This is a genomic window from Pseudomonas sp. GL-R-26 (assembly GCF_019947365.1).
Classification (GTDB): Bacteria; Pseudomonadota; Gammaproteobacteria; order Pseudomonadales; family Pseudomonadaceae; genus Aquipseudomonas.
On record NZ_JAGYGI010000023.1, the window covers coordinates 33201 to 55316 of the forward strand.

At 59.8% G+C, this 22116-nt stretch carries 17 protein-coding genes; 3 read left to right on the forward strand and 14 right to left on the reverse strand.

What is annotated here, in order from left to right:
- Positions 1-53: 53 nt before the first annotated feature.
- On the reverse strand, positions 54-1955 hold the full coding sequence (locus tag KGA96_RS21785; RefSeq protein WP_223514918.1) for an acyltransferase family protein: 1902 nt from the start codon (positions 1953-1955) through the stop codon (positions 54-56).
- A gap of 287 nt (positions 1956-2242) precedes the next feature.
- On the opposite strand from KGA96_RS21785, the gene nadA reads away from it, so the two are divergent.
- Positions 2243-3301 (forward strand): quinolinate synthase NadA, encoded by a 1059-nt coding sequence (nadA, locus tag KGA96_RS21790; protein ID WP_046042219.1) that lies wholly within the window; start codon positions 2243-2245, stop codon positions 3299-3301.
- Positions 3302-3359: 58 nt separating this feature from the next.
- Here nadA and KGA96_RS21795 read toward each other — a convergent pair whose 3' ends face one another.
- From KGA96_RS21795 to arcD (KGA96_RS21850), 12 genes are all read right to left on the reverse strand, one after another.
- On the reverse strand, positions 3360-3848 hold the full coding sequence (locus KGA96_RS21795) for an RDD family protein (RefSeq protein WP_046042220.1): 489 nt from the start codon (positions 3846-3848) through the stop codon (positions 3360-3362).
- Between the two features lie 96 nt (positions 3849-3944).
- On the reverse strand, positions 3945-4157 hold the full coding sequence (locus KGA96_RS21800; RefSeq protein WP_007977299.1) for a cold-shock protein: 213 nt from the start codon (positions 4155-4157) through the stop codon (positions 3945-3947).
- Between the two features lie 403 nt (positions 4158-4560).
- Positions 4561-5685: a glycine cleavage system aminomethyltransferase GcvT gene (gene gcvT, locus KGA96_RS21805; RefSeq protein ID WP_046042222.1), complete on the reverse strand. Its 1125-nt coding sequence runs from the start codon at positions 5683-5685 to the stop codon at positions 4561-4563.
- A gap of 36 nt (positions 5686-5721) precedes the next feature.
- Complete coding sequence (locus KGA96_RS21810; protein WP_223514921.1) at positions 5722-7098, reverse strand: L-serine ammonia-lyase; 1377 nt, start codon at positions 7096-7098, stop codon at positions 5722-5724.
- 188 nt (positions 7099-7286) lie between these two features.
- Positions 7287-10154, reverse strand: a complete 2868-nt coding sequence (gcvP, locus tag KGA96_RS21815; RefSeq protein ID WP_223514924.1) for an aminomethyl-transferring glycine dehydrogenase — start codon at positions 10152-10154, stop codon at positions 7287-7289.
- Positions 10155-10165: 11 nt separating this feature from the next.
- Positions 10166-10549, reverse strand: coding sequence for a glycine cleavage system protein GcvH (gcvH, locus tag KGA96_RS21820; RefSeq protein WP_046032052.1), 384 nt, complete (start codon positions 10547-10549; stop codon positions 10166-10168).
- Between the two features lie 430 nt (positions 10550-10979).
- Complete coding sequence (locus KGA96_RS21825) at positions 10980-12488, reverse strand: sigma-54-dependent transcriptional regulator (protein WP_046042227.1); 1509 nt, start codon at positions 12486-12488, stop codon at positions 10980-10982.
- A 153-nt stretch (positions 12489-12641) separates the two neighbouring features.
- Positions 12642-13004 (reverse strand): DUF5064 family protein, encoded by a 363-nt coding sequence (locus tag KGA96_RS21830; RefSeq protein WP_046042229.1) that lies wholly within the window; start codon positions 13002-13004, stop codon positions 12642-12644.
- Between the two features lie 63 nt (positions 13005-13067).
- Positions 13068-13997, reverse strand: coding sequence for a carbamate kinase (gene arcC / locus KGA96_RS21835; protein WP_046042230.1), 930 nt, complete (start codon positions 13995-13997; stop codon positions 13068-13070).
- Positions 13998-14149: 152 nt separating this feature from the next.
- Positions 14150-15160, reverse strand: a complete 1011-nt coding sequence (locus tag KGA96_RS21840; RefSeq protein ID WP_046042231.1) for an ornithine carbamoyltransferase — start codon at positions 15158-15160, stop codon at positions 14150-14152.
- Between the two features lie 81 nt (positions 15161-15241).
- Entirely contained in the window at positions 15242-16498 is a 1257-nt protein-coding gene (arcA, locus tag KGA96_RS21845; RefSeq protein ID WP_046042232.1) for an arginine deiminase, read from the reverse strand.
- A 33-nt stretch (positions 16499-16531) separates the two neighbouring features.
- Positions 16532-17959 carry an arginine-ornithine antiporter gene (gene arcD, locus KGA96_RS21850; RefSeq protein WP_046042233.1) on the reverse strand — a complete coding sequence of 476 codons (1428 nt, stop codon included), beginning with the start codon at positions 17957-17959 and terminating at the stop codon, positions 16532-16534.
- Between the two features lie 441 nt (positions 17960-18400).
- Between arcD (KGA96_RS21850) and arcD (KGA96_RS21855) the strand changes: the two genes are divergently transcribed.
- Together arcD (KGA96_RS21855) and KGA96_RS21860 are read left to right on the forward strand one after the other, a co-directional pair.
- A complete protein-coding gene (arcD, locus tag KGA96_RS21855) occupies positions 18401-19828 on the forward strand; it encodes an arginine-ornithine antiporter (protein ID WP_223465476.1) in 1428 nt (475 codons plus the stop codon).
- Positions 19825-20688: a DNA-3-methyladenine glycosylase family protein gene (locus KGA96_RS21860; RefSeq protein WP_223465478.1), complete on the forward strand. Its 864-nt coding sequence runs from the start codon at positions 19825-19827 to the stop codon at positions 20686-20688. Before arcD (KGA96_RS21855) ends, KGA96_RS21860 begins: the two co-directional genes overlap by 4 nt.
- A gap of 71 nt (positions 20689-20759) precedes the next feature.
- Here KGA96_RS21860 and KGA96_RS21865 read toward each other — a convergent pair whose 3' ends face one another.
- A complete protein-coding gene (locus KGA96_RS21865) occupies positions 20760-22106 on the reverse strand; it encodes a CoA transferase (RefSeq protein ID WP_223514927.1) in 1347 nt (448 codons plus the stop codon).
- Between the last annotated feature and the right edge of the window lie 10 nt (positions 22107-22116).

Sequence of the window (22116 nt, forward strand, 5' to 3'; positions counted from 1 at the left end):
CTCAAAGACACCCTGTCTGACCCTGGCGGAGGCGTTGGAGCGCCTCCCAGGGCCTATATGCCTTTCGCCACTCCTTTGAACAACCCCTTCAGCTGTTGATTGCCGGCATCCACGAGATGGTTGTCATCGAAGTACAGTGGAACGCCGTCCTTGGACCCCATGCAGTGTCCGTCAGGACAAAGGTATGGAGTTGGGTCTACCACCGTTACGTTGCAACGCTTTGCAACTGCTTCAATTACGGCGATAGCGTTCCTGTTGCGCTGCTCATACTCATACAGCGGGATCGAAATGTCTGATGCCTGCTGGAATATCCGCCGATGCAGATTCAAGCCTTTGTAGACGCTGAAGGGCATTTCCGGAATCGGCTTCACCATATAAACCGGATGATTTTTCGCGATCGAGCAGACGACGTCGGAGTATTGCGCCGTGTAGGTCTCGACAAATGATGAATCATCCAGGTTCTTCTGTTCAGGGAAGGAAATACGGTAGCTGTTGTTTCTGCTTGGGTCTGAGTACAGCGCCGCCCTGCTGAACAGCACTACAGGGATGCCCTGGTACGACCTTTTCAATACTTCCAGTTTTTCATGGTTGAACGCTTGGCATTGGCTTTCCAGCTCTTTGTCTCGCATTGCGAAGTTTTGCAGTGGGGGGCAGCCGCCGCGAGCCCAAGACAATGCGGCCTGCTGGTTCTCCATCTGGACAGCCGCAGCCGTAGATTGTGCATGACTGTCGCCAAACAGGATGACCGACACTTCACCCGTCCCGAGTTTGCAATCGGAGGCGGCATAGTTGTTGGGGTAGCACTCCTGCGGGTACAGCTTGCTGGTGTATTCGGGCTGCCCCAAGTCGACAAATGCAAACCGCACGGCCGGGTGGTTCTTCACTACCGAGGACGTTATGGCTGACAAGGCAACAACCCCTACTGCGTATGACGCGAATTTGAGGATGGTTCCTGGTGCAGACGTAATCTTCTTCACCTTCGACTCAATCAGGTAGAACGAAAGTGCACCCAACGCGAACGAAAGAGCGATTGCTCCCACAATGTGCGGCACGCTCGTAAGCAAGCCGCAGCTATAGAGAAACACCACCAGCGGCCAATGCCACAGGTAAACGGAGTAAGAGATTTTTCCGGTGAATTGCAGAGCCTTGTGGTTGCTGAAAACTGACTGAGTATTCCCGTAGATCACTAGCGCTGTGCCCAAGACCGGTAGCGCCGCAAGATACCCCGGCCAGAGATCCTGCTCAGAAAAGCAGAACACACTGGTCAGAATTGCCAGTAGCCCGAGTCCCTCGCAAACCGTGCTGTTGCGCTTGCCGAGTTGAAGGGGAAACAGAAATACCAGTCCCCCCGCGATCAGCTCCCAGGCACGGGTTGGCAGCATGTAGAACGCAAATACGGGATTGGCCTTCGTCACAAGGATGGACGCGCCGAAGGACATCAAGGCCAACACCATCAGTGCATGGGTGGTCTTGCGGGCACCAAAACATTTGTATAGCGCCATGAGCAGCACGGGATAGAGCATGTAAAACTGCCACTCAACTGACAGCGACCAGGTATGCAGCAACCAGTTCTCGTGCAGCGGAGCATCGAAATAGCTCCCGCCTTTGGCAAACATGAAATTTGAGCTGAAGAGCAAGCTGCTTTTGATCGTTCTGATGGTGTCCCGGTAGTCGTCCAAGGGTAGAAACACGAAGCCGAACACCAATAGCGCAACGCACAGAGCCAATAGCGCCGGAACAATTCGGCGTGCTCTTGATGCGTAGAACCCAAGGAGGGAGAAATTTTGTTTTTGGAGGCCGGTAAAGATGATTCCGGTCATCAGGAAGCCGGATATGACGAAAAAGACGTCAACCCCCGCAAACCCCCCACCGAACCCTTCGATCTTGAAGTGGAAAAGCACTACGGATATGACGGCGAGTGCTCGTAATGCGTTGATATTTTTATGAAATTGCATTTTCTACCTGCTATCGCGTCCCTGTTGGCAGCTGGCATTGTAGTGGCCGTGTTTACTGATTCATACATTCTCACTACAAATCTATTTGCCTATGAGCATTGCTGTAGAGCACGCGGGGCAGTGCAGGTCAGAATCATCTTTTGCATCTGCGGGATATTCTGTAGCCTTGCGCATCTTCAACGCTGTCCGTGCCTGATGAATACTCACTTTCCCGGCGGTACCCAGAAGGGTCCGGAGCCGGGTGTATACTCGACTTTCGCGCAAACGCGCCTGCAGGTCTTGCGAACATGACGCAGATTTCCGAACGCCTTTTGGTTCAGGCTCACCTCGACGCCAAGCAGCCCAAGCCGCTGACTGCCGAGGAAGAAGCTTATTACCGTGCCGCCATTGCCGCCGAGCTCAAGGCTCAGGACGCGGTGATGGTTGCCCACTTCTATTGCGATCCGGTGATTCAGGCCCTGGCCGAAGAAACCGGTGGTTGCGTTTCCGATTCGCTGGAGATGGCCCGCTTCGGCAACGCACATCCGGCCAAGACCGTGTTGGTCGCCGGTGTGAAGTTCATGGGTGAAACCGCGAAAATCCTCAACCCTGAAAAACGTGTGCTGATGCCCACCCTCGAAGCGACGTGTTCGCTGGACCTGGGTTGCCCGGTGGACGAGTTTTCGGCGTTCTGTGATCAGCACCCGGAACGCACCGTCGTGGTGTATGCCAATACCTCGGCGGCGGTCAAAGCCCGGGCGGACTGGGTGGTGACGTCCAGCTGCGCACTGGAGATCGTCGAAAGCCTGATGGATAACGGCGAGACCATCATCTGGGGGCCGGACAAACACCTGGGCACTTACATTCAGCGCCAGACCGGTGCTGACATGCTGCTGTGGGACGGTGCCTGCATCGTTCACGAAGAGTTCAAGTCCAAACAGCTTGAAGACATGAAGGCGCTGTACCCTGATGCGGCGATTCTGGTGCACCCGGAGTCGCCGACATCGGTGATTGAATTGGCCGATGCCGTGGGTTCCACCAGTCAGTTGATCGCGGCGGCACAGAGCCTGCCGAACAAGACGTTGATCGTTGCGACCGACCGCGGCATTTTCTACAAGATGCAGCAGCTGTGCCCGGACAAGGTCTTCATCGAAGCGCCAACGGCCGGTAACGGCGCAGCCTGCCGTAGTTGCGCACATTGCCCGTGGATGGCCATGAACACGCTTGAGCGCACGCTAAAGTGCTTGAAAGAAGGGGCGAACGAGATCTTTGTCGATCCTGCGCTGATTCCGCAGGCGATTCGCCCATTGAAGCGCATGCTCGACTTCACTCAGGCTGCGCGGATGAAGCTGGCGGGTAACGCCTGATTCGCCGGCCGCCAAAAAAACGCCCCGATAGGATCGGGGCGTTTTTGCATCTGGCGGTTTACCTGGTTTTCTTCGGAATTTGTACGAGCTGAGTGTTGGAGTACATGTCATGCCAGCTGCGCTTCTGTTTATCGAACAGTGGCCAGATAAAACCCAGCCCTGCGCACAGCCATGAAGCAATCGACACCACAAACCGCAACAGCGCCTGCCACAGGCTGATGGGTGAACCATCGGCGTTCTGCACGCGAATGCACCACACCTGCATGCCCAGGGTCTGGCCAGACCAGGTCCAGAACTTGGCGAAAAAGCCGAACAGCACAAACAGCAGCACCGTCGAGAGCAATGGGTCGCCGTCCAGCGCGCCGGCCTCGGTCAGTGTGCGCATTTTTTCTTCGCCGAGGATGGCCATCTGGATCATCTTGTAAATGCCGCTGGTGACGATCAGCAGGGCGGTACACAACAGGAAGTCATAGAACATCGCTGCCAGGCGACGACCCAGGGGAGCGGCGGGGAAGTCGCCCTGGGGGTTGAGAAGGTGTTTCGACATGGCAGCCTCGGGGCAGAAAAAAGAAGCCATTTTACGGAATTACGCGCACAAAAAAGCCCCTGATGTCAGCATCAGGGGCTTTTTCGTTACAGAAGATCAGGCTTCTGCTTGTACTTCGTCAGCCTGCATGCCTTTCTGGCCCTGCACGGCGATGAAAGTCACTTTCTGGCCTTCTTTCAGGCTTTTGAAGCCGTTGCCCTGGATAGCGCGGAAATGCACGAACAGATCCGGACCGCTTTCAGGAGTGATAAAACCAAAACCTTTCTCGTCGTTAAACCACTTGACGGTACCGCTCTGACGTTGGGACATTTCTTATTTCCTTTGACGCAAAAAATTAATGACAGTCTCCTTCTCATGAAAGAGTACTGGGGCTGGTTGCAGGAGAGTAAGAAGACGTCGAACGGGATGTAGCTAACTTGTAGGCTACTGCCCAGGTCACGATTCCAAGCGACCCATGCAAACACAGTGAACAAACTCTACGCCAACTACGGGAGAAAAAACAAGCCCTGTGAAGGCCCCGTATTTCCTCAGGTTGATGGCAAAGTCAGTCCACTAGCGGGGGCTTATTCTCTGGTCTTGTTCAGTTGTTTTCGATCGTTATAAGCAAAGTTCATAATCGAAGCTTATAGCCAAACGATGCACTGTTATATGGCGGTTGCGTTACACATTAGTGCACCGTTAACGCAACCGCGTTACTTATAGGAACATTCAATCAGCCGCGATAGTAGCGTTGTGGAACAAATGGCATTTTGCTTACAAGCAAAGGCACCTTTTTCCCACGAACGATCGCCCAAACCGGTGTGTCCAGTGCGATATAAGCGCTGTCGACATAACCCATGGCCAGCGGCCCACCCAAGGTTGGCCCGAAACCGCCGCTGCAGACGCTACCGATGATGTCGCCGGCCTCGTTGACGATCTCGGCGCCTTCACGCACGGGTGTACGTTCCTGTGGTAACAAACCGACGCGTTTGCGGTTCACGCCTGCCTGTTGCTGGGCGAATACGCTTTCAGCGCCAGGGAAGCCGCCGGCCCGCGCACCATCGGCACGACGCGGCTTGGAGATCGCCCACAGCAGGCTCGCCTCAATCGGCGTGGTTTCGGTGTTCATGTCATGACCGTACAGGCACAAACCCGCTTCCAGGCGCAGGGAGTCGCGGGCGCCAAGGCCGATGGCGGCCACTTCGGCTTCAGCGAGCAGCGCGCGAGCCAGGGCTTCGGCGTTCGCGGCGGGTACGGAGATTTCGAAACCGTCTTCACCGGTGTAACCCGAGCGGCTGGCAAAGCAGTCCACACCCAGCAGCTTCACGCGGGCGAACTGCATGAAGGTCATCTTTGCAACTGTAGGGGCCAGGCGTGCCAGCACGGTCACGGCAGCCGGGCCTTGCAGGGCGAGCAGAGCGCGCTCTTCAAACAGCGGCTCGATCGTGCACTGGTCGCCAATGTGCTTGCGCAGGTGGGCCAGGTCCTGGTCCTTGCAGGCGGCGTTGACCACCAGGAACAGTTCGTCGTTGCCCAGGTTGGCGACCATCAGGTCGTCGAGGATGCCGCCCGTCGCATTGGTGAACATGGCGTAACGCTGCATGCCCACCGGCAGGTCGATGATGTCCACCGGCACCAGCGTTTCCAGGGCCTTGGCGGCATTGGCGCCGGTCAGGCGGATCTGGCCCATGTGCGAGACATCGAACAGCCCGGCCTGATCACGGGTGTGCTGGTGTTCTTTCATCACGCCCAGCGGGTACTGGACGGGCATGTCGTAGCCGGCGAACGGCACCATGCGCGCGCCGAGTTCGATGTGCAGTGCGTGCAACGGGGTTTTCAACAGTTGTTCGGTGGACATATTCAGCTCCTGAAGAAGGGTGCAGATGAGCGCGCATCAGCACTCGATAATGTTGACCGCCAAACCGCCACGGGCGGTTTCCTTGTATTTGCTTTTCATGTCGGCGCCGGTCTGGCGCATGGTGCGAATGACCTTGTCGAGGGAGACGAAGTGTTGTCCGTCGCCGCGCAGAGCCATGCGCACGGCATTGATGGCCTTGACCGAGCCCATGGCGTTGCGCTCGATGCAAGGCACTTGCACCAGCCCGCCAATCGGGTCGCAGGTTAGTCCGAGGTTGTGTTCCATGCCGATTTCCGCGGCGTTCTCCACTTGTTGCACAGTGCCGCCAAGCACTTCGCACAGGGCACCGGCGGCCATCGAACAGGCGACGCCGACTTCGCCCTGGCAGCCGACTTCGGCGCCGGAGATGGAGGCGTTTTCCTTGTACAGAATGCCGATGGCTGCGGCAGTGAGCAGAAAACGCACCACGCCGTCGTCATTGGAGCCCGGGATAAAGCGCATGTAGTAATGCAGCACCGCTGGAATGATCCCGGCCGCGCCGTTGGTGGGGGCGGTGACCACGCGCCCGCCATTGGCGTTTTCTTCATTGACCGCCAGGGCGTACAGGTTGACCCAGTCGAGCACTGACAACGGGTCGCGCAAAGACGATTCCGGGTTCTTGCACAATTGCCGATGCAGCGCGGCGGCCCGGCGTTTGACCTTCAGTCCGCCGGGCAGGATGCCTTCATTGCGGCATCCGGCGGCGACGCAGTCCTGCATCACTTGCCATATTTTCAGCAGGCCGGCGCGGGTTTCCGCTTCCGGGCGCCAGGCGCTTTCGTTGGTCAGCATCACCTGGCTGATCGACAGCCCGTATTTGACGCAATGACCGAGAAGATCCTTGGCACTTTTGAACGGAAAGGTCAGGGGCGTGGCGTCTTCGACGATGCGATCGGCGCCGGCGGCGTCCTCATCGACCACAAAACCGCCGCCGACCGAGTAGTACTCGCGGCTGCGGACCTGCAGGCCCGCTGCGTCGAAGGCGCGGAAAATCATGCCGTTGGGGTGATAGGGCAAGGGTTTGCGAATCATCGCCAGGTGTTCTTTCTCGTTGAACGCAATGCTGTGTTCGCCGAGCAGGTTCAAGCGGCCGTTACCACGAATTTCTTGCAGGCGCGCAGCGACGGTTTCTGTATCCACGGTGTCCGGGTGTTCACCTTCCAGGCCCAGCAGCACAGCCTTGTCACTGCCGTGGCCTTTGCCGGTGGCGCCGAGCGAGCCGTACAGCTCGACCTTGACGCAGGTGGTGGCCGTCAGCAGCCCTTCACGGCGCAGGCCTTCGACGAAACGCGCAGCGGCGCGCATCGGACCGACGGTGTGGGAACTGGAGGGGCCGATGCCAATCTTGAACAGGTCGAACACGCTTAACGACATGGTGGTTCTCCGGTTTCTTGTTATAGGCGTATCACGGGAGATGCTTTGCGTAGGAGCTGCCGCAGGCTGCGATCTTTTGATCCTGTTTTTTCAAGATCAAGATCAAAAGATCGCAGCCTGCGGCAGCTCCTACAGGGTATTGCGGTGTTTCTGAAAGTGGGGGCGAGTAAATCCGCCCCCTCATTGGTTTAAGCGTAGCTTTCGATCGACGGGCAGGCGCAGACCAGGTTGCGGTCGCCGAACACGTTGTCGACGCGACCGACCGGCGGCCAGTACTTGCCTTCGATCAGCGACGCAACCGGGTACACCGCTTGCTCACGGCTGTATGGGTGCGACCACTCGCCCACCAGTTCTTTGGCGGTGTGCGGAGCGTTTTTCAGCGGGTTGTCGTCCTTGTCCAGGGTGCCGTTTTCCACTGCACGGATTTCTTCGCGGATGCGGATCATGGCGTCGCAGAAGCGGTCCAGTTCTTCCTTGGATTCGCTTTCGGTCGGCTCGATCATCAGCGTGCCGGCCACCGGGAACGACATGGTCGGTGCGTGGAAGCCGAAGTCGATCAGGCGCTTGGCGACGTCATCGACGCTGATGCCGCTGCTGTCTTTCAGTGGACGCAGGTCGAGGATGCATTCGTGTGCCACCAGGCCGTTGCTGCCGGTGTACAGCACTGGGTAGTGCTCTTCGAGGCGACGGGAGATGTAGTTGGCATTGAGGATCGCCAGCTGCGAAGCACGCTTGAGGCCCGCGCCACCCATCATACGAATGTACATCCAGGTGATCGGCAGAATGCTCGCGCTGCCGAACGGTGCCGCGCAAACGGCGCCTTCCTTGCGCTCCATCTGTGCGTGGCCCGGCAGGAATGGCGCCAGGTGCGATTTCACACCGATCGGGCCGACGCCCGGGCCGCCACCGCCGTGGGGGATGCAGAAGGTTTTGTGCAGGTTCAGGTGCGAAACGTCGCCGCCGAACTTGCCCGGGGCGCAGAGGCCGACCATGGCGTTCATGTTGGCGCCGTCGATGTACACCTGGCCACCGTTGTCATGAACGATGCCGCAGATTTCGCGGATGCCTTCTTCGAACACGCCGTGGGTCGACGGGTAGGTGATCATCAGCGCGGCGAGGTGTTCGCGGTGCTCGATGGCCTTGGCGCGCAGGTCTTCGATGTCGACGTTGCCGCGGGCATCGCAGGCGGTGACGACCACGCGCATGCCGGCCATGTTGGCGGTGGCCGGGTTGGTGCCGTGGGCCGACGACGGGATCAGGCAGATGTCGCGACGGTCTTCGCCACGGCTCTGGTGGTAGGCACGGATCGCCAGCAGACCTGCGTATTCACCCTGGGAGCCGGCGTTCGGTTGCAAGGACACCGAGTCGTAGCCGGTCGCAGCGCAAAGCATTGCTTCCAGTTCGTCGGTCAGTTGCTGGTAGCCGGCGCTTTGCTCGGCTGGGGCGAACGGGTGCAGGGCGCCGAACTCGGCCCAGGTCACCGGGATCATTTCGCTGGCGGCGTTGAGTTTCATGGTGCACGAACCCAGCGGGATCATGGTGCGATCCAGGGCCAGGTCCTTGTCCGCCAGTTTGCGCAGGTAGCGCATCAGCTCGGTTTCCGAGTGATAGCGGTTGAACACCGGGTGGCTGAGGATCGGCGACTGACGCACCAGCGCGGCCGGGATGGTGCTGACGACCGAGGCGGCGAGGGCGGCGAAGTCCGGCAGGGTCTTGCCGTCGGACAGCAGGCTCCACAGGGCCTCAACGTCGGCCTGAGTGGTGGTTTCGTCCAGGGACAGGCCCAGGCGCTCGCCATCGACCACGCGCAGGTTGATCTGCTGGGCGTGCGCCTTGTCGTGCAGGGCGGCGGTTTGTGCGCCGGTCTTCACGGTCAGGGTGTCGAAGAAGCTCGCTTGCTCGACGTTCAGGCCCAATGCGCTCAAGCCTTTGGCCAGGATCGCGGTCAGGTGGTGCACACGATTGGCGATCTGCGTCAGGCCTTTCGGACCGTGGTACACGGCGTACATGCTGGCGATGTTGGCCAGCAGTACTTGTGCGGTGCAGATGTTGCTGGTGGCTTTCTCGCGACGGATGTGTTGCTCGCGGGTCTGCATGGCCAGACGCAGGGCCGGGTTGCCGAAACGGTCTACCGAAACACCGACCAGACGGCCCGGCATGTCACGTTTGAACGCGTCCTTGGTGGAGAAGTACGCCGCGTGCGGGCCACCGAAGCCCAGTGGCACGCCGAAGCGCTGTGCACTGCCGATGGCCACGTCGGCACCGAATTCGCCTGGCGCGGCCAGCACGGTCAGGGCCAGCAGGTCGGCGGCCACGGCAACGAGGGCGTTGGCGGCGTGGAAGCGCTCGGTCAGCTCGCGGTAATCGAACACGTCACCGTTGCTCGCCGGGTATTGCAGCAGTGCGCCGAAGAAAGGCGTCACGTCAGTCAGTTCGAGTTCGTCGCCAACCACTACGTCGATACCCAGAGGCTCGGCACGGGTGCGCAGTACGTCGAGGGTCTGCGGGTGGCAATGCACGGAGGCGAAGAAGGCGTGGCTGCCTTTGTTCTTGCTCAGGCGTTTGCAGAAGGTCATGGCTTCGGCAGCGGCGGTGGCTTCGTCCAGCAGGGAGGCGTTGGCGATCGGCAGGCCGGTGAGGTCGCTGATCAGGGTCTGGAAGTTCAGCAGCGCTTCGAGACGACCCTGGGAGATTTCTGGCTGGTACGGGGTGTAGGCGGTGTACCAGGCCGGGTTTTCCAGCAGGTTGCGCAGGATCGGCGACGGTGTGTGGGTGCCGTAGTAGCCCTGGCCGATGTAGGTCTTGAACAGCTGGTTTTTAGTCGCGATGGACTTGATCAAGGCCAGAGCATCGGCTTCGCTCAAGCCGTCTTCCAGGCCGAGGACGCTGGTGCCCTTGATGCTGTCGGGAATCACGCTGGCGCTCAGGGCTTCCAGGGAGTCGAAACCGAGGCTGTTGAGCATCGCTTGCTCGTCACCGGCGCGCGGGCCGATGTGACGGGCGATGAATTCGTTGGCGGTGCTTGTGTTTACAACGGCAGGGTTCACTTGGGTCATGTCGGTGCTCCTCAGGCTTCGGCGTTGGCTTTGATCAGGCGGTCGTAGGCGTCCTGATCCAGCAGTTGAGCGACTGCCGAGGCGTCGCTTGGCTGGAAGCGGAAGAACCAGCCTTCGCCCAGCGGATCTTCGTTGACCAGCTCAGGGCTGCTGTCCAGCGCCGGGTTCACTTCCAGCACTTCGCCGTCCAGTGGCATGTACACGCCGCTGGCAGCCTTTACCGACTCCACGGTGGCGGCTTCGGCGCCTTTGTCGTAGGACTGCAGCTCAGGCAGTTGAACGAAAACCACGTCGCCCAGGGCGTTCTGTGCGAAAGCGGTGATGCCGACCGTGACGCTGCCGTCAGCTTCGGTGCGCAGCCATTCGTGATCTTCAGTAAAACGCAACTCGCTCATGGAAACTCCTAAGGGGCCAGACTCGTCTGGTGGACGCGATTGAATGCTTGGGCAATGCCCGTGTTATGGGGAATACATAGCAAGAACGCGGCCAACGTTGTTTTTGTTGTTATTGATCAATGATTTAGGTGGTTTCGACAAACGCTGAAAATCAATCGTTGTAGCGAAATCGATACGGCATATGTCAATGATAAAAGCCGAGGTGGATCAAAGCCTTGCACAGCCGTGATCGGAGAGGGGTGTAGCGATATCGTTCCGCTGTAGCGCTTTCAGTACAGATGGAGGTCGTTTTTGGCGCGGTTTTTCGGATGACGGAGGAATCTGTAGGAGCGAGCCTGCTCGCGATAGCGTTCGTTCAGTCGACATCGATGGTGGCTGTCAGTCCGTCATCGCGAGCAGGCTCGCTCCTACAGTTGTTCGGTGTCAGGCTTCAAGCCTTGCTCGGAATCCCGTACTTGCGCAACCGATGGGCAATCGCCGTGTGGGAGGTTTGCAAGCGGGTAGCGAGTTGTCGGGTCGAGGGATAGCTGGCGTAGAGTTTTTCCAGCAGGGTTTTCTCGAACTCGTCCATGGCCTGTTCCAGGCTGTCGACGTCATGGTCGCTCTGACGGGCCACCGAGGTGCCGGCGATGTCGAGGTCGCCGATGTCCACCAGGCTGCTTTCGCAAATCGCCGCGGCGCGGAAGATCACGTTCTGCAATTGCCGCACGTTGCCCGGCCAGCGGTTGCCCAGCAGCGCCGGGTAAGTGCCCGGCGCCAGGCGACAGATCGGGCGCTGGATCTGCGCGCAGGCCTGCTGCATGAAGTAGCGGGCCAGCAGCAGGATGTCCTGGCCACGCTCGCGCAGCGGCGGCACTTCGACGTTGAGGACGTTGAGGCGATAGAACAGGTCTTCGCGAAACTGCCCTTCGCTGACCATTTTTTCCAGGTCGCGGTGGGTGGCGCTGAGGATCCGCACATTGACTTTGACCTCACGGTCACCGCCGACCCGGCGAAAACTGCCGTCGTTGAGGAAACGCAGCAATTTGGCCTGCAAGTACGGCGACATCTCGCCGATTTCATCGAGAAACACCGTGCCCTGGTTGGCCAGTTCCATCAACCCCGGCTTACCACCCCGTTGTGCGCCGGTGAAGGCACCGGGGGCGTAGCCGAACAGTTCACTTTCGGCGAGGTTCTCCGGCAATGCCGCGCAGTTCAACGCCAGAAAGGGTGAGCTGTGCCGGGCGCTGATGGCGTGGCAGGCGCGGGCCACCAGTTCCTTGCCGGTGCCGGTTTCGCCCTGGATCAGCAGCGGTGCATCGAGGGCCGCCACCCGCTGGGCGCGCGCCTTGAGGGTGCGGATCACCGGAGACTCGCCGAGCAGTGCATCGAAACCTTCGGCGTGGTCATGGTGTAGCGCGGAAAGGCGTTCGCCGATGCGGTTCGGTTGGTACAGGGTCAGCAGGGCGCCGGCGTCGGTGATCGGTGTGGCGTCGAGCAACAAGGTCTGGCCGTTGACGGTAATTTCCCGCAGCGGCAGGCGAAAGCCTTGTTCGAGCAGGGCGTCGAGCAAGGCCGGGTCGGCAAACAGGTCGCCCACGCTTTCACCACCCGGTTCGCGGCCGTATAGGGCGATCAGGGCCGGGTTGGCCAGCAGCACCTTGCCGTCGCTGTCCAGTGCCAGCACCGGGTCGGTCATGGCGGCCAGCAAGGCGTCGAGCTGCAAGTGCCGGCGCTGGCCGGGCAGGATGTCGACCACCGTCACCGCCTGCACGCCACGCACGCTGAACAGGGCATCGCGCAGTTCCTCGAGGACTTGCGGGCTCAGGGTCGGGGCGTCGATATAGACATTGGGCGGGACCATTTCCACCGCATCCAGGTTCAGATTGCGCCCGCCGAGCAGGGCCAGGACTTCCTGGGTGATACCGACGCGGTCGATGAAGCTGACGTGGATACGCATGGGGCGGTTTTGGGTTCTGCAGTGCGAAGGGTGGCAAGTATGCCTTGGGGCGGGCTAATGGTGAAATTTTGCGCGGACTTCTACATGGCGATGATCACCTGTGGGAGCGAGCAAGCTCGCTCCCACAGGTGCAGTCTCCAAGTGGAAACTGGGTTATTCCAGGTGCTCGGGTTTGACCGGGTCGCCCGATTTCATGTTCAACTGCACCCGCACGTCTTCGAACATTTGGTCGTAATGCTTGTGGATCGAACCGATGTTGCTATGGGTTTTCGGGATGCCATGCTTCTCGGCAATCTTGGTGACGTTGCTGGCGAAGTTGTAGGCCATGTCCTTGGGCAGGAAGAACGACTCGCTCATGTCCTTGTTCTGAATGCTGCCGTGCATCTTGAACAGCATCCCTTTGCCTTCCTTGGGATCCTGGCTGACTTCATAGTCGAGGTAGATGTTGTAGCTGACGTCATCCTTGTTCAGCGCGTGTCGCTCGATGTGCAGGTGACCCGGCTCGAACGTTGCCATTATTGACTCTCCTTCGAAAGATCTTGAATCAGGACAGGCCTCAGGCCTGCCCCGCAGTTTCGTTTATTGATAGCTGATGCCCGGTGTCGCCGTACTGATGCGCGTGCCGGCCTTGCCCTGGACGATCGCTTCGATGTCCGCGAGCGAACCGATCACCGCCACTTTTCCAGTATGGCGCGCGAACTCGCAGGCTGCCTGCACCTTCGGTCCCATGGAGCCGGCGGCGAAGCCGAGTTTTTCCATTTCGTCGGGGTGGGCCTGGGCGATGGCTTTCTGCGTGGGTTTACCAAAGTCGATGAAGGCGGCGTTGACGTCGGTGGCGATCACCAGCAGATCGGCTTCAAGCTGTTCGGCCAGCAGCGCCGAGCACAGGTCTTTGTCGATGACCGCTTCGACGCCCTCGAGTTTGCCGGGTGAGGTGTACATGGTCGGAATGCCGCCGCCGCCGGCGCAGATCACGATGCTGCTTTTTTCCAGCAGCCATTTGATCGGACGGATTTCGAAGATGCGTTTCGGTTTCGGGCTGGCGACCACGCGACGGTATTTGTCGCCGTCCGGGGCAATCGCCCAGCCTTTCTCGGCGGCGAGTGCTTCGGCCTCATCCTTGGTATAGACAGGGCCGATGGGTTTGGTGGGGTTCTTGAAGGCCGGGTCATTGGCATCGACTTCGACTTGGGTCAGCAAGGTCGCGAAGGGCACTTCGAAGTCCAGCAGGTTGCCCAGTTCCTGTTCGATGATGTAGCCGATCATGCCTTCGGTCTCAGCACCGAGCACGTCCAGCGGATAGGGTGAAACCGAGGTGTAGGCCGCCGCCTGCAATGACAGCAGGCCGACCTGAGGGCCATTGCCGTGGGCGATGACCAGTTGGTTGCCGGGATGGATCTTGGCGATCTGTTCGGTGGCGATCCGGATGTTGGCGCGCTGGTTGTCAGCGGTCATGGGTTCGCCCCGGCGGAGCAGGGCATTACCGCCCAGAGCAACGACGATACGCATGGTGCTAGTCCTTCTGAACAGAGGAAAGGCAAACGACTCGGTCAATTGTAGGAGTGAGCCTGCTCGCGATTGCGCAGCATCTTTCGACATTAATGTTGAATGTCAGACCGCTATCGCGAGCAGGCTCGCTCCTACATTGACCGGTGCCGGTCTTATAGATCAGCCAGCGTCGACACCAGAATCGCCTTGATCGTGTGCATGCGGTTTTCCGCTTGCTCGAAGGCGATGCAGGCCGGCGACTCGAACACGTCATCGGTCACTTCGATGCCGTTCTTCAGGTGCGGGTACTGCTCGGCAATCTGCTTGCCGATCTTGGTGTCGCTGTTATGGAACGCCGGCAGGCAGTGCATGAACTTGGTGCGCGGGTTGCCGGTGGCTTTCATCAGTTCGGCGTTGACCTGATACGGCAGCAGTTGCTGGATGCGCTCGGCCCAGGCTTCGACTGGCTCGCCCATCGACACCCACACATCGGTGTGGATGAAGTCCACGCCCTTGACCGCCGCTTTCGGGTCTTCGGTGAGGGTAATGCGCGCGCCGCTTTCTTCTGCGTACTGTTTGCAGCGAGCCACCAGGTCGTCCGCCGGCCACAGGGCTTTTGGCGCGCAGATGCGCACGTCCATGCCGAGTTTGGCGCCGATCAGCAGCAGTGAGTTGCCCATGTTGTTGCGCGCGTCGCCCAGGTAGGCGTAGCTGATCTCGTGGATCGGCTTGTCGGCGTGTTCACGCATGGTCAGCACGTCGGCGATCATTTGCGTCGGGTGATATTCGTCGGTGAGGCCATTGAACACCGGTACGCCGGCGAACTTGGCCAGTTCCTCGACGATTTCCTGCTTGAAGCCACGGTATTCGATGGCGTCGTACATGCGCCCGAGCACGCGGGCGGTGTCCTTCATGCTTTCCTTGTGGCCGATCTGCGAGGAGTTCGGGTCGATGTAGGTGACGTTGGCGCCCTGGTCATAGGCTGCAACTTCGAACGCGCAGCGGGTGCGGGTCGAGGTTTTTTCGAAGATCAGCGCGATGTTGTTGCCCTTGAGATGCTGCTGTTCGGTGCCGGTGTACTTGGCACGCTTGAGGTCGCGGGACAGGTCGAGCAGGTAGCGCAATTCGCGAGGGGTGTGGTGTTCCAGGCTCAGCAGATTGCGGTTATGGATATTGAACGCCATTTTGGATCTCCTAAGGTGTCGGTTATCCCCTTGGCCTGCGCATGCCCTTGGGTAGAGGGCAGCGAGGGTCAAGGCAATAGGTTAGTAGTCAATCGGGTCGCGGATGATCGGGCAGGTCATGCAATGGCCGCCGCCCCGTCCCCGGCCGAGTTCGCCGGCGCTGATGGTGATCACTTCCACACCGGCCTTGCGCATCAGGGTGTTGGTGTAGGTATTGCGGTCGTAGCCGATGACCACGCCCGGTTCCACGGCCACTACGTTGTTGCCGTCGTCCCATTGCTCGCGTTCGGCGGCGAAGCTGTTGCCGCCGGTTTCCACCACGCGCAACGCTTTGAGGTTCAGGGCCTGGGCGACGGTGTCGAGGAAGTTGGTTTCTTCGCGACGAATGTCGATGCCGCCCGCCTTGCTTTCATCGGGACGCAGGGTGAAGGCGACAATCTGGTTCACCACTTCCGGGAAGATCGTGACGAGGTCGCGATCACAGAAGCTGAACACGGTGTCCAGGTGCATCGCCGCGCGGGATTTCGGCAGGCCGGCGACGATCACTTTCTCGACCGCCTTGTTTTTGAACAGGTTCACCGCCAGTTGGGCAATGGCCTGGCGCGACGAGCGTTCGCCCATGCCGATCAACACCACGCCGTTGCCGATCGGCATCACATCACCGCCCTCAAGGGTGGAGTTGCCGTGGTCTTTGTCCGGGTCGCCGTACCAGATCTGGAAGTCGGCGTTGGTGAACTCGGGGTGGAACTTGTAGATGGCGGTGGTCAGCAGGGTTTCCTGACGGCGCGCCGGCCAGTACATCGGGTTGAGGGTGACGCCACCGTAGATCCAGCAGGTGGTATCGCGGGTGAACTGGGTGTTGGGCAGCGGCGGCAGGATGAAGCTGGAGTTGCCGAGGAAGTCGCGGAACATCTCGATGGCCTTGCCGCCGAAACTGGTGGGCAAATCATCGCCTGATACGCCGCCGATCAGGAACTCGGCGATGTGACGTGGCTCCAGGCTGCGCAGCCACGACGCGGTTTCGTTGATCAGGCCCAGGCCCACCGAGTTGGCGGTGATCTTGCGTTCCAGAATCCAGTCCAGGGCTTCGGGAATGGCGACGATGTCGGTCAGCAGGTTGTGCATTTCCAGTACATCGACGTTGCGTTCGCGCATCTTGGTGACGAAGTCGAAGTGGTCGCGCTTGGCCTGGGCCACCCACAGCACATCGTCGAACAGCAGTTCATCGCAGTTGTTCGGGGTCAGCCGCTGATGGGCCAGGCCGGGGGAGCAAACCATGACTTTGCGCAGTTTGCCGGCTTCGGAATGGACGCCGTACTTAACTTTTTCCTTGGTCATTACAGTGATCCTCCAGATGACAAAACAGGGTAGTTACAGAGTCAGGAAACCGTCGTAGAGACCGTAGGCCGCCACCACGGCGCCGACGACCACCGCAGCGAAAATCAGCTTCTCGACGTTGGTGAAAACCGGTTTGTTGATTTCCAGCTTGGCCTTGGCGAACAGGATTACGCCGGGGGCGTAGAGCAGGGCGGACAGCAGCAGGTACTTGATGCCGCCGGCGTACAGCAGCCAGATCGCGTAGATCACGGCCACGGCACCGATGATGAGATCCTTCTGCCGCTCGCCCGCCGCGCCTTCGTAGCTTTCGCCACGCACCGCCAACAGCAACGCATAGGCCGCCGACCACAGGTAAGGCACCAGGATCATCGAGGTGGCGAGGTAGATCAGCGACAGGTAAGTGCTGGCGGAGAATAGTGTGATGATCAGGAAAACCTGCACCATGGCGTTGGTCAGCCACAGCGCGTTGACCGGTACATGGTTGGCGTTTTCCTTGCGCAAAAACGCCGGCATGGTGTGGTCCTTGGCAGCGGCGAACATGATCTCCGCGCACAGCAGCACCCACGACAGCAACGCCCCCAGCAACGAGATGATCAAACCGACGCTGATCAGCACCGCACCCCAGTGACCGACCACGTGTTCCAGCACGGCGGCCATCGACGGGTTCTGCAGTTTGGCCAGTTCCGGCTGGGTCATGATCCCCAGCGACAGCACGTTGACCAGAACCAAAAACAACAGCACGGTGACAAAGCCGATCACGGTGGCTTTACCCACATCGCTGCGTTTTTCCGCGCGGGCCGAAAAGATGCTCGCGCCTTCGATGCCGATGAACACCCACACGGTGACCAGCATCATCTTGCGCACCTGGTCCATCACGCTGCCCAGGTCCGGGTTCTTCAGGCCCCAGATATCGGCGGTGAAGATGTCCAGTTTGAAGGCGAACAACGCAATCAACATGAACAGCAGCAGCGGCACAATCTTGGCGACGGTGGTCACCAGGTTGATGAACGCTGCTTCCTTTATTCCCCGTAATACGAGGAAATGTACGGCCCAGAGCAGCACCGAGGCGCCGATCACGGCGGCAGGGGTATTCCCCTCCCCAAATAGCGGAAAGAAGTAACCGAGCGTGCTGAACAGCAAGACGAAGTAGCCAACGTTGCCCAGCCAGGCACTGATCCAGTACCCCCAGGCGGACGAGAAGCCCATGTAGTCGCCGAAACCGGCCTTGGCGTAGGCGTAGACCCCGCCATCCAGATCGGGTTTGCGGTTGGCCAGGGTCTGGAACACGAACGCCAGGGTGAGCATGCCGACGGCGGTGATCGCCCAACCGATCAGAATGGCGCCGACATCCGCGCTGGCCGCCATGTTTTGTGGCAAGGAAAAGATCCCGCCACCAATCATCGAACCCACGACTAACGCAACCAGCGCGCCGAGTTTCAGTTTTCCGGGAGCTTCAGACATTGCATGACTCCAATGCAGGAGAAGAGAGGCAACAGACTAATTCCGTTGGCTATCCAATCAGCTGACTTAGATCACTAAATGAGAGCGTTCCCAGTTTCTTGGCGGAGTGCCATCATTTGCAAGGCGGCTGCCTGTAGCGCTTGTTCTAGAGCCTTTTGTACATTATTTAAATAATTTTAGAGTTTGTTTCGAATTATGACGCTAGTTGGTTTTTCAGAATTCGCAAATTTTACCAGCGGGTTTTTTGTACGAAATTGATGTATTGGAAAAACGTATACAACAAATGATTATATCAGCGCCTCTAATAGCCGTTTTGTGCAAGTAAAAATACGCATGTTGGCGTTATCCAATAAACGTTATTACTCTTCAACAGTTTAGTTGACGCCTGTTATGTGACGATCTCGCGGCAGTTGTCGCCCCCACAGAAATGGAGATGCAACGATGGCGCAATCACCGAACAAGCTTCGCCTGAGCGCATTGATCGCGTTGGTGGTGGGTTCGATGATCGGCGGCGGGATTTTTTCCCTGCCGCAAAACATGGCGGCCAGGGCCGATGCCGGGGCGATCCTGATCGGTTGGGCAATCACCGCCGTCGGCATGCTCACCCTGGCATTCGTGTTCCAGACCCTGGCCAATCGCAAGCCGGAGTTGGACTCCGGGGTGTACGCCTATGCCAAGGCCGGGTTCGGCGACTACATGGGCTTCTCGTCCGCCTGGGGCTACTGGATCAGCGCCTGGCTGGGCAACGTCGGCTACTTCGTGCTGCTGTTCAGCACCCTCGGTTATTTCGTTCCGGTCTTTGGCGAAGGCAACACGCCGATCGCCATCGTCTGCGCTTCGGTGCTGCTCTGGACTGTGCATTTTGTGGTGATGCGCGGGATCAAGGAGGCGGCGTTCATCAACCAGGTGACCACGGTGGCCAAGATCGTGCCGCTGATCATGTTCATCGTGATTGCCGCCGTGGCGTTCAAGGCGGACATCTTTACCCTCGATATCTGGGGGCGCAATAACCCGGAGTTCGGCAGCGTGATGGATCAGGTCCGGCACATGATGCTGGTCACCGTGTTCGTGTTCATCGGTATCGAGGGCGCCAGTGTCTATTCGGCCCGGGCGGAGAAACGCTCCGACGTGGGCCGGGCGACGGTGATCGGGTTCATTGGGGTGTTGGCGCTGCTGGTGCTGGTGAACGTGCTGTCGCTGGGGATTATGACCCAGCCGCAACTGGCGAAATTGCAGAACCCCTCGCTGGCGGCGGTGCTTGAACATATCGTCGGCCCCTGGGGGGCGTTGCTGATTAGCGTCGGCCTGGCGATCTCGCTGTTGGGGGCCCTGTTGTCCTGGGCGTTGCTGTGCGCCGAAATCCTGTTCGCCACGGCGAAAGACAAGACCATGCCGGCATTCCTGACCAAGGAAAACGCCAACCATGTGCCGGTCAATGCGATGTGGCTGACCAACTCGATGATCCAGCTGTTCCTGCTGATCACCCTGTTTTCCGCCGGCACCTACACCAGTCTGATTTATCTGGCGTCCTCGATGATTCTGGTGCCGTACCTGTGGTCGGCGGCCTATGCGGTGTTGTTGTGCACACGGGGTGAAACCTACCAACAGGCACCCGTCGAGCGGATCAAGGATCTGCTGATCGGTGGCATCGCGCTGGGCTACGCGGTGTGGTTGCTGTATGCCGGAGGCCTGAAGTATTTGCTGCTGTCGGCGTTGCTGTATGCACCGGGTGTGATCCTGTTTGCCAAGGCACGTAATGAGCAGGGCAAACCACTGTTCACGGTGGTCGAGAAAGGCATTTTCACCTGTGTCATCGGTGGTGCTGGGCTGGCGGCTTATGGGTTGTACAGCGGGGTGCTCAGCCTGTGAGGTTGTTGCTGGCGTACCAGCCGCCCTATGACTGGCCGGCGTTGCTGGGGTTCTTGTCGGCGCGGGCGATCGTTGGCCTGGAAACCGTGGTCGAGGGTGTCTACTCGCGCAGCATCGACTTGCATGGCGTTCACGGTACGTTTTCGATCCAGCCTGCTGCATCCGATGCACTTGAGCTGAGCCTGGACTTTCCGGATGCTGCTGCCGTGCCCGAGATCGTTGCGCGAGTGCGGCGAATGTTCGACCTGGATGCCGACCTGTCCGCAATTCACCGGCACCTGACGGTTGATCCGCTGATGGCGCGGTTGATTACCGAACGCCCGGGCCTGCGCGTACCGGGGGCATGGGATGGGCTGGAACTGGCGATCCGTGCGGTACTGGGGCAGCAGATTACGGTAGTGGCGGCGATCCGGTTGGCGGGCAAACTGGTTGCGCAGTACGGCACGCCGTTAAGTTCAGCACTGCCGGGATTGACCCACGTTTTTCCCAAGGCCCGCGTTTTGGCGGACGCAGATCTGGAAGCGCTGGGCATGCCGAAAAGCCGAGGTCGGACCTTGTCGGGTGTGGCTCAGGCACTGCTCGATGATCCGCGATTGTTTGAGCCCGGCCGGGAAGGGGGCGTAGCGCGGTTGCTGGCCTTGCACGGGATTGGTGACTGGACGGCGCAATATATTGCCTTGCGTCAGTTGCGGGAGATGGATGGGTTCCCCAATGGTGATGTCGGGCTGATCAATGCGTTGGCAGCGCTGGAGGGTGGGCCGGTGACAGCGAAGCAGTTGTTGTTGCGGGCTGAAGGGTGGCGGCCGTATCGAGGGTATGCGGCGCAGGTGCTGTGGACTTCGTTGAGTCGGGCGGACTGAGCTGATCCGGTTTTTGTGGTGCTGTTTCGGGCACCATCGCGAGCTTGCTCGCGATGGCTATCTAAAACTCACTACCACTGCGCGCGATGTGAACCCAGTTCGGTTGCCGGTAGCGCCCATTGCAACGGTGTCCCAGTTATCTTCAAAGGAGCGTGCAATCGGTGCGCCGCCCCCCACGGTGTCTGCTCCACCATCAACCCCTGATCCCGCTCATCTTCCGCACGTAACGCTTCAATCGTCCCCGGCCCATGCTCGATCAACAACCTCGCCGTACGGGCCAACGACAATCGCGCCGAGCCCCCCGTACCGTCGTTCAACCGCTGTGCCAACAACCGGATCGCACTGGCCGCCATCAAGTACCCGGTGGCGTGATCGAGGGCTTGCACCGGCAATGGCGTCGGCTTGTCCGCCTGCTTCCAGCGCATGCCCGCTTCGGCAATGCCACTGCTCATCTGCACCAGGCTGTCGAAGCCCCGCCGGTTTTGCCAGGGGCCGCTCCAGCCATAGGCGTTGAGGCAAACATCGATCAGGCCGGGGTTCAGTTGCCGGCGCTCATTCATGCCCAGGCCAAGTCGCTCCAGCGCATCGGCGCGATAGCCGTGGAACAGAATGTCGGCGTCCTTGAGCAGGCATTCGAATACGGCGCGGTCGGACTTGTCGTTCAGATCAAGACGTGCGCAGCGTTTTCCCAGGGTGACTTCCGGCACCACCCCGGGCTCGCTCCAGGTCGGTGGATCGATGCGCAGGACATCGGCGCCCAGGCCTGCCAGAAAGCGACTGGCGATGGGGCCAGCCAGTATTCGGGTCAAGTCCAGCACCTTGATGCCGGCCAGTGGCCGAGCAACTGAACCTGCCCACGGTTTGCGGCTCTGGCCTGGGTGGTTGGCGAACTGAATCAAGGGTTCGGCATTCACTGCCTGGCCTTGAGGATGGACCTGCCATTGTTCCCAGGTGCGCATTTCGGCAGCACAACCACCGGCATCGACCACCGCCTGCTCCAGCTCGCTTTTCGCCCATCGAGCCACTTGGCCGGCCATCGCTGCGCGGTCGGTACAGGCACCGAGCACGCTTTCGGCAGCGGTGCGGTGATGGGACGCGTTGGTGTGCAGGCGAATCCAGCCATCGCGGGTGGCGTAGTCACCGGCGATCGGGTCCCACAACGGCGGAACGCTCCAGCCAAGCGGGCGAATCGAGGTTGCGAACCAGAATGATGCGAGGCGTCGGTCAACTTCAAGGTCGGGCAGGTGCCCGGTTTGCTGGTGCAGCAGTTCGCTGGCGGCCTGGCCTGCGGCAGCGATGCTGGCGCAGGCCAGATCCGTGACGGCAAACGCCGAGGGCAGGGCGCCGCTGGATGTGAACGGAATCGAGGTGTGAGGCAAACCGAGTGCGGCTTGAATGGACGTGAGCAGATCAGTCATCGAAGGGCCC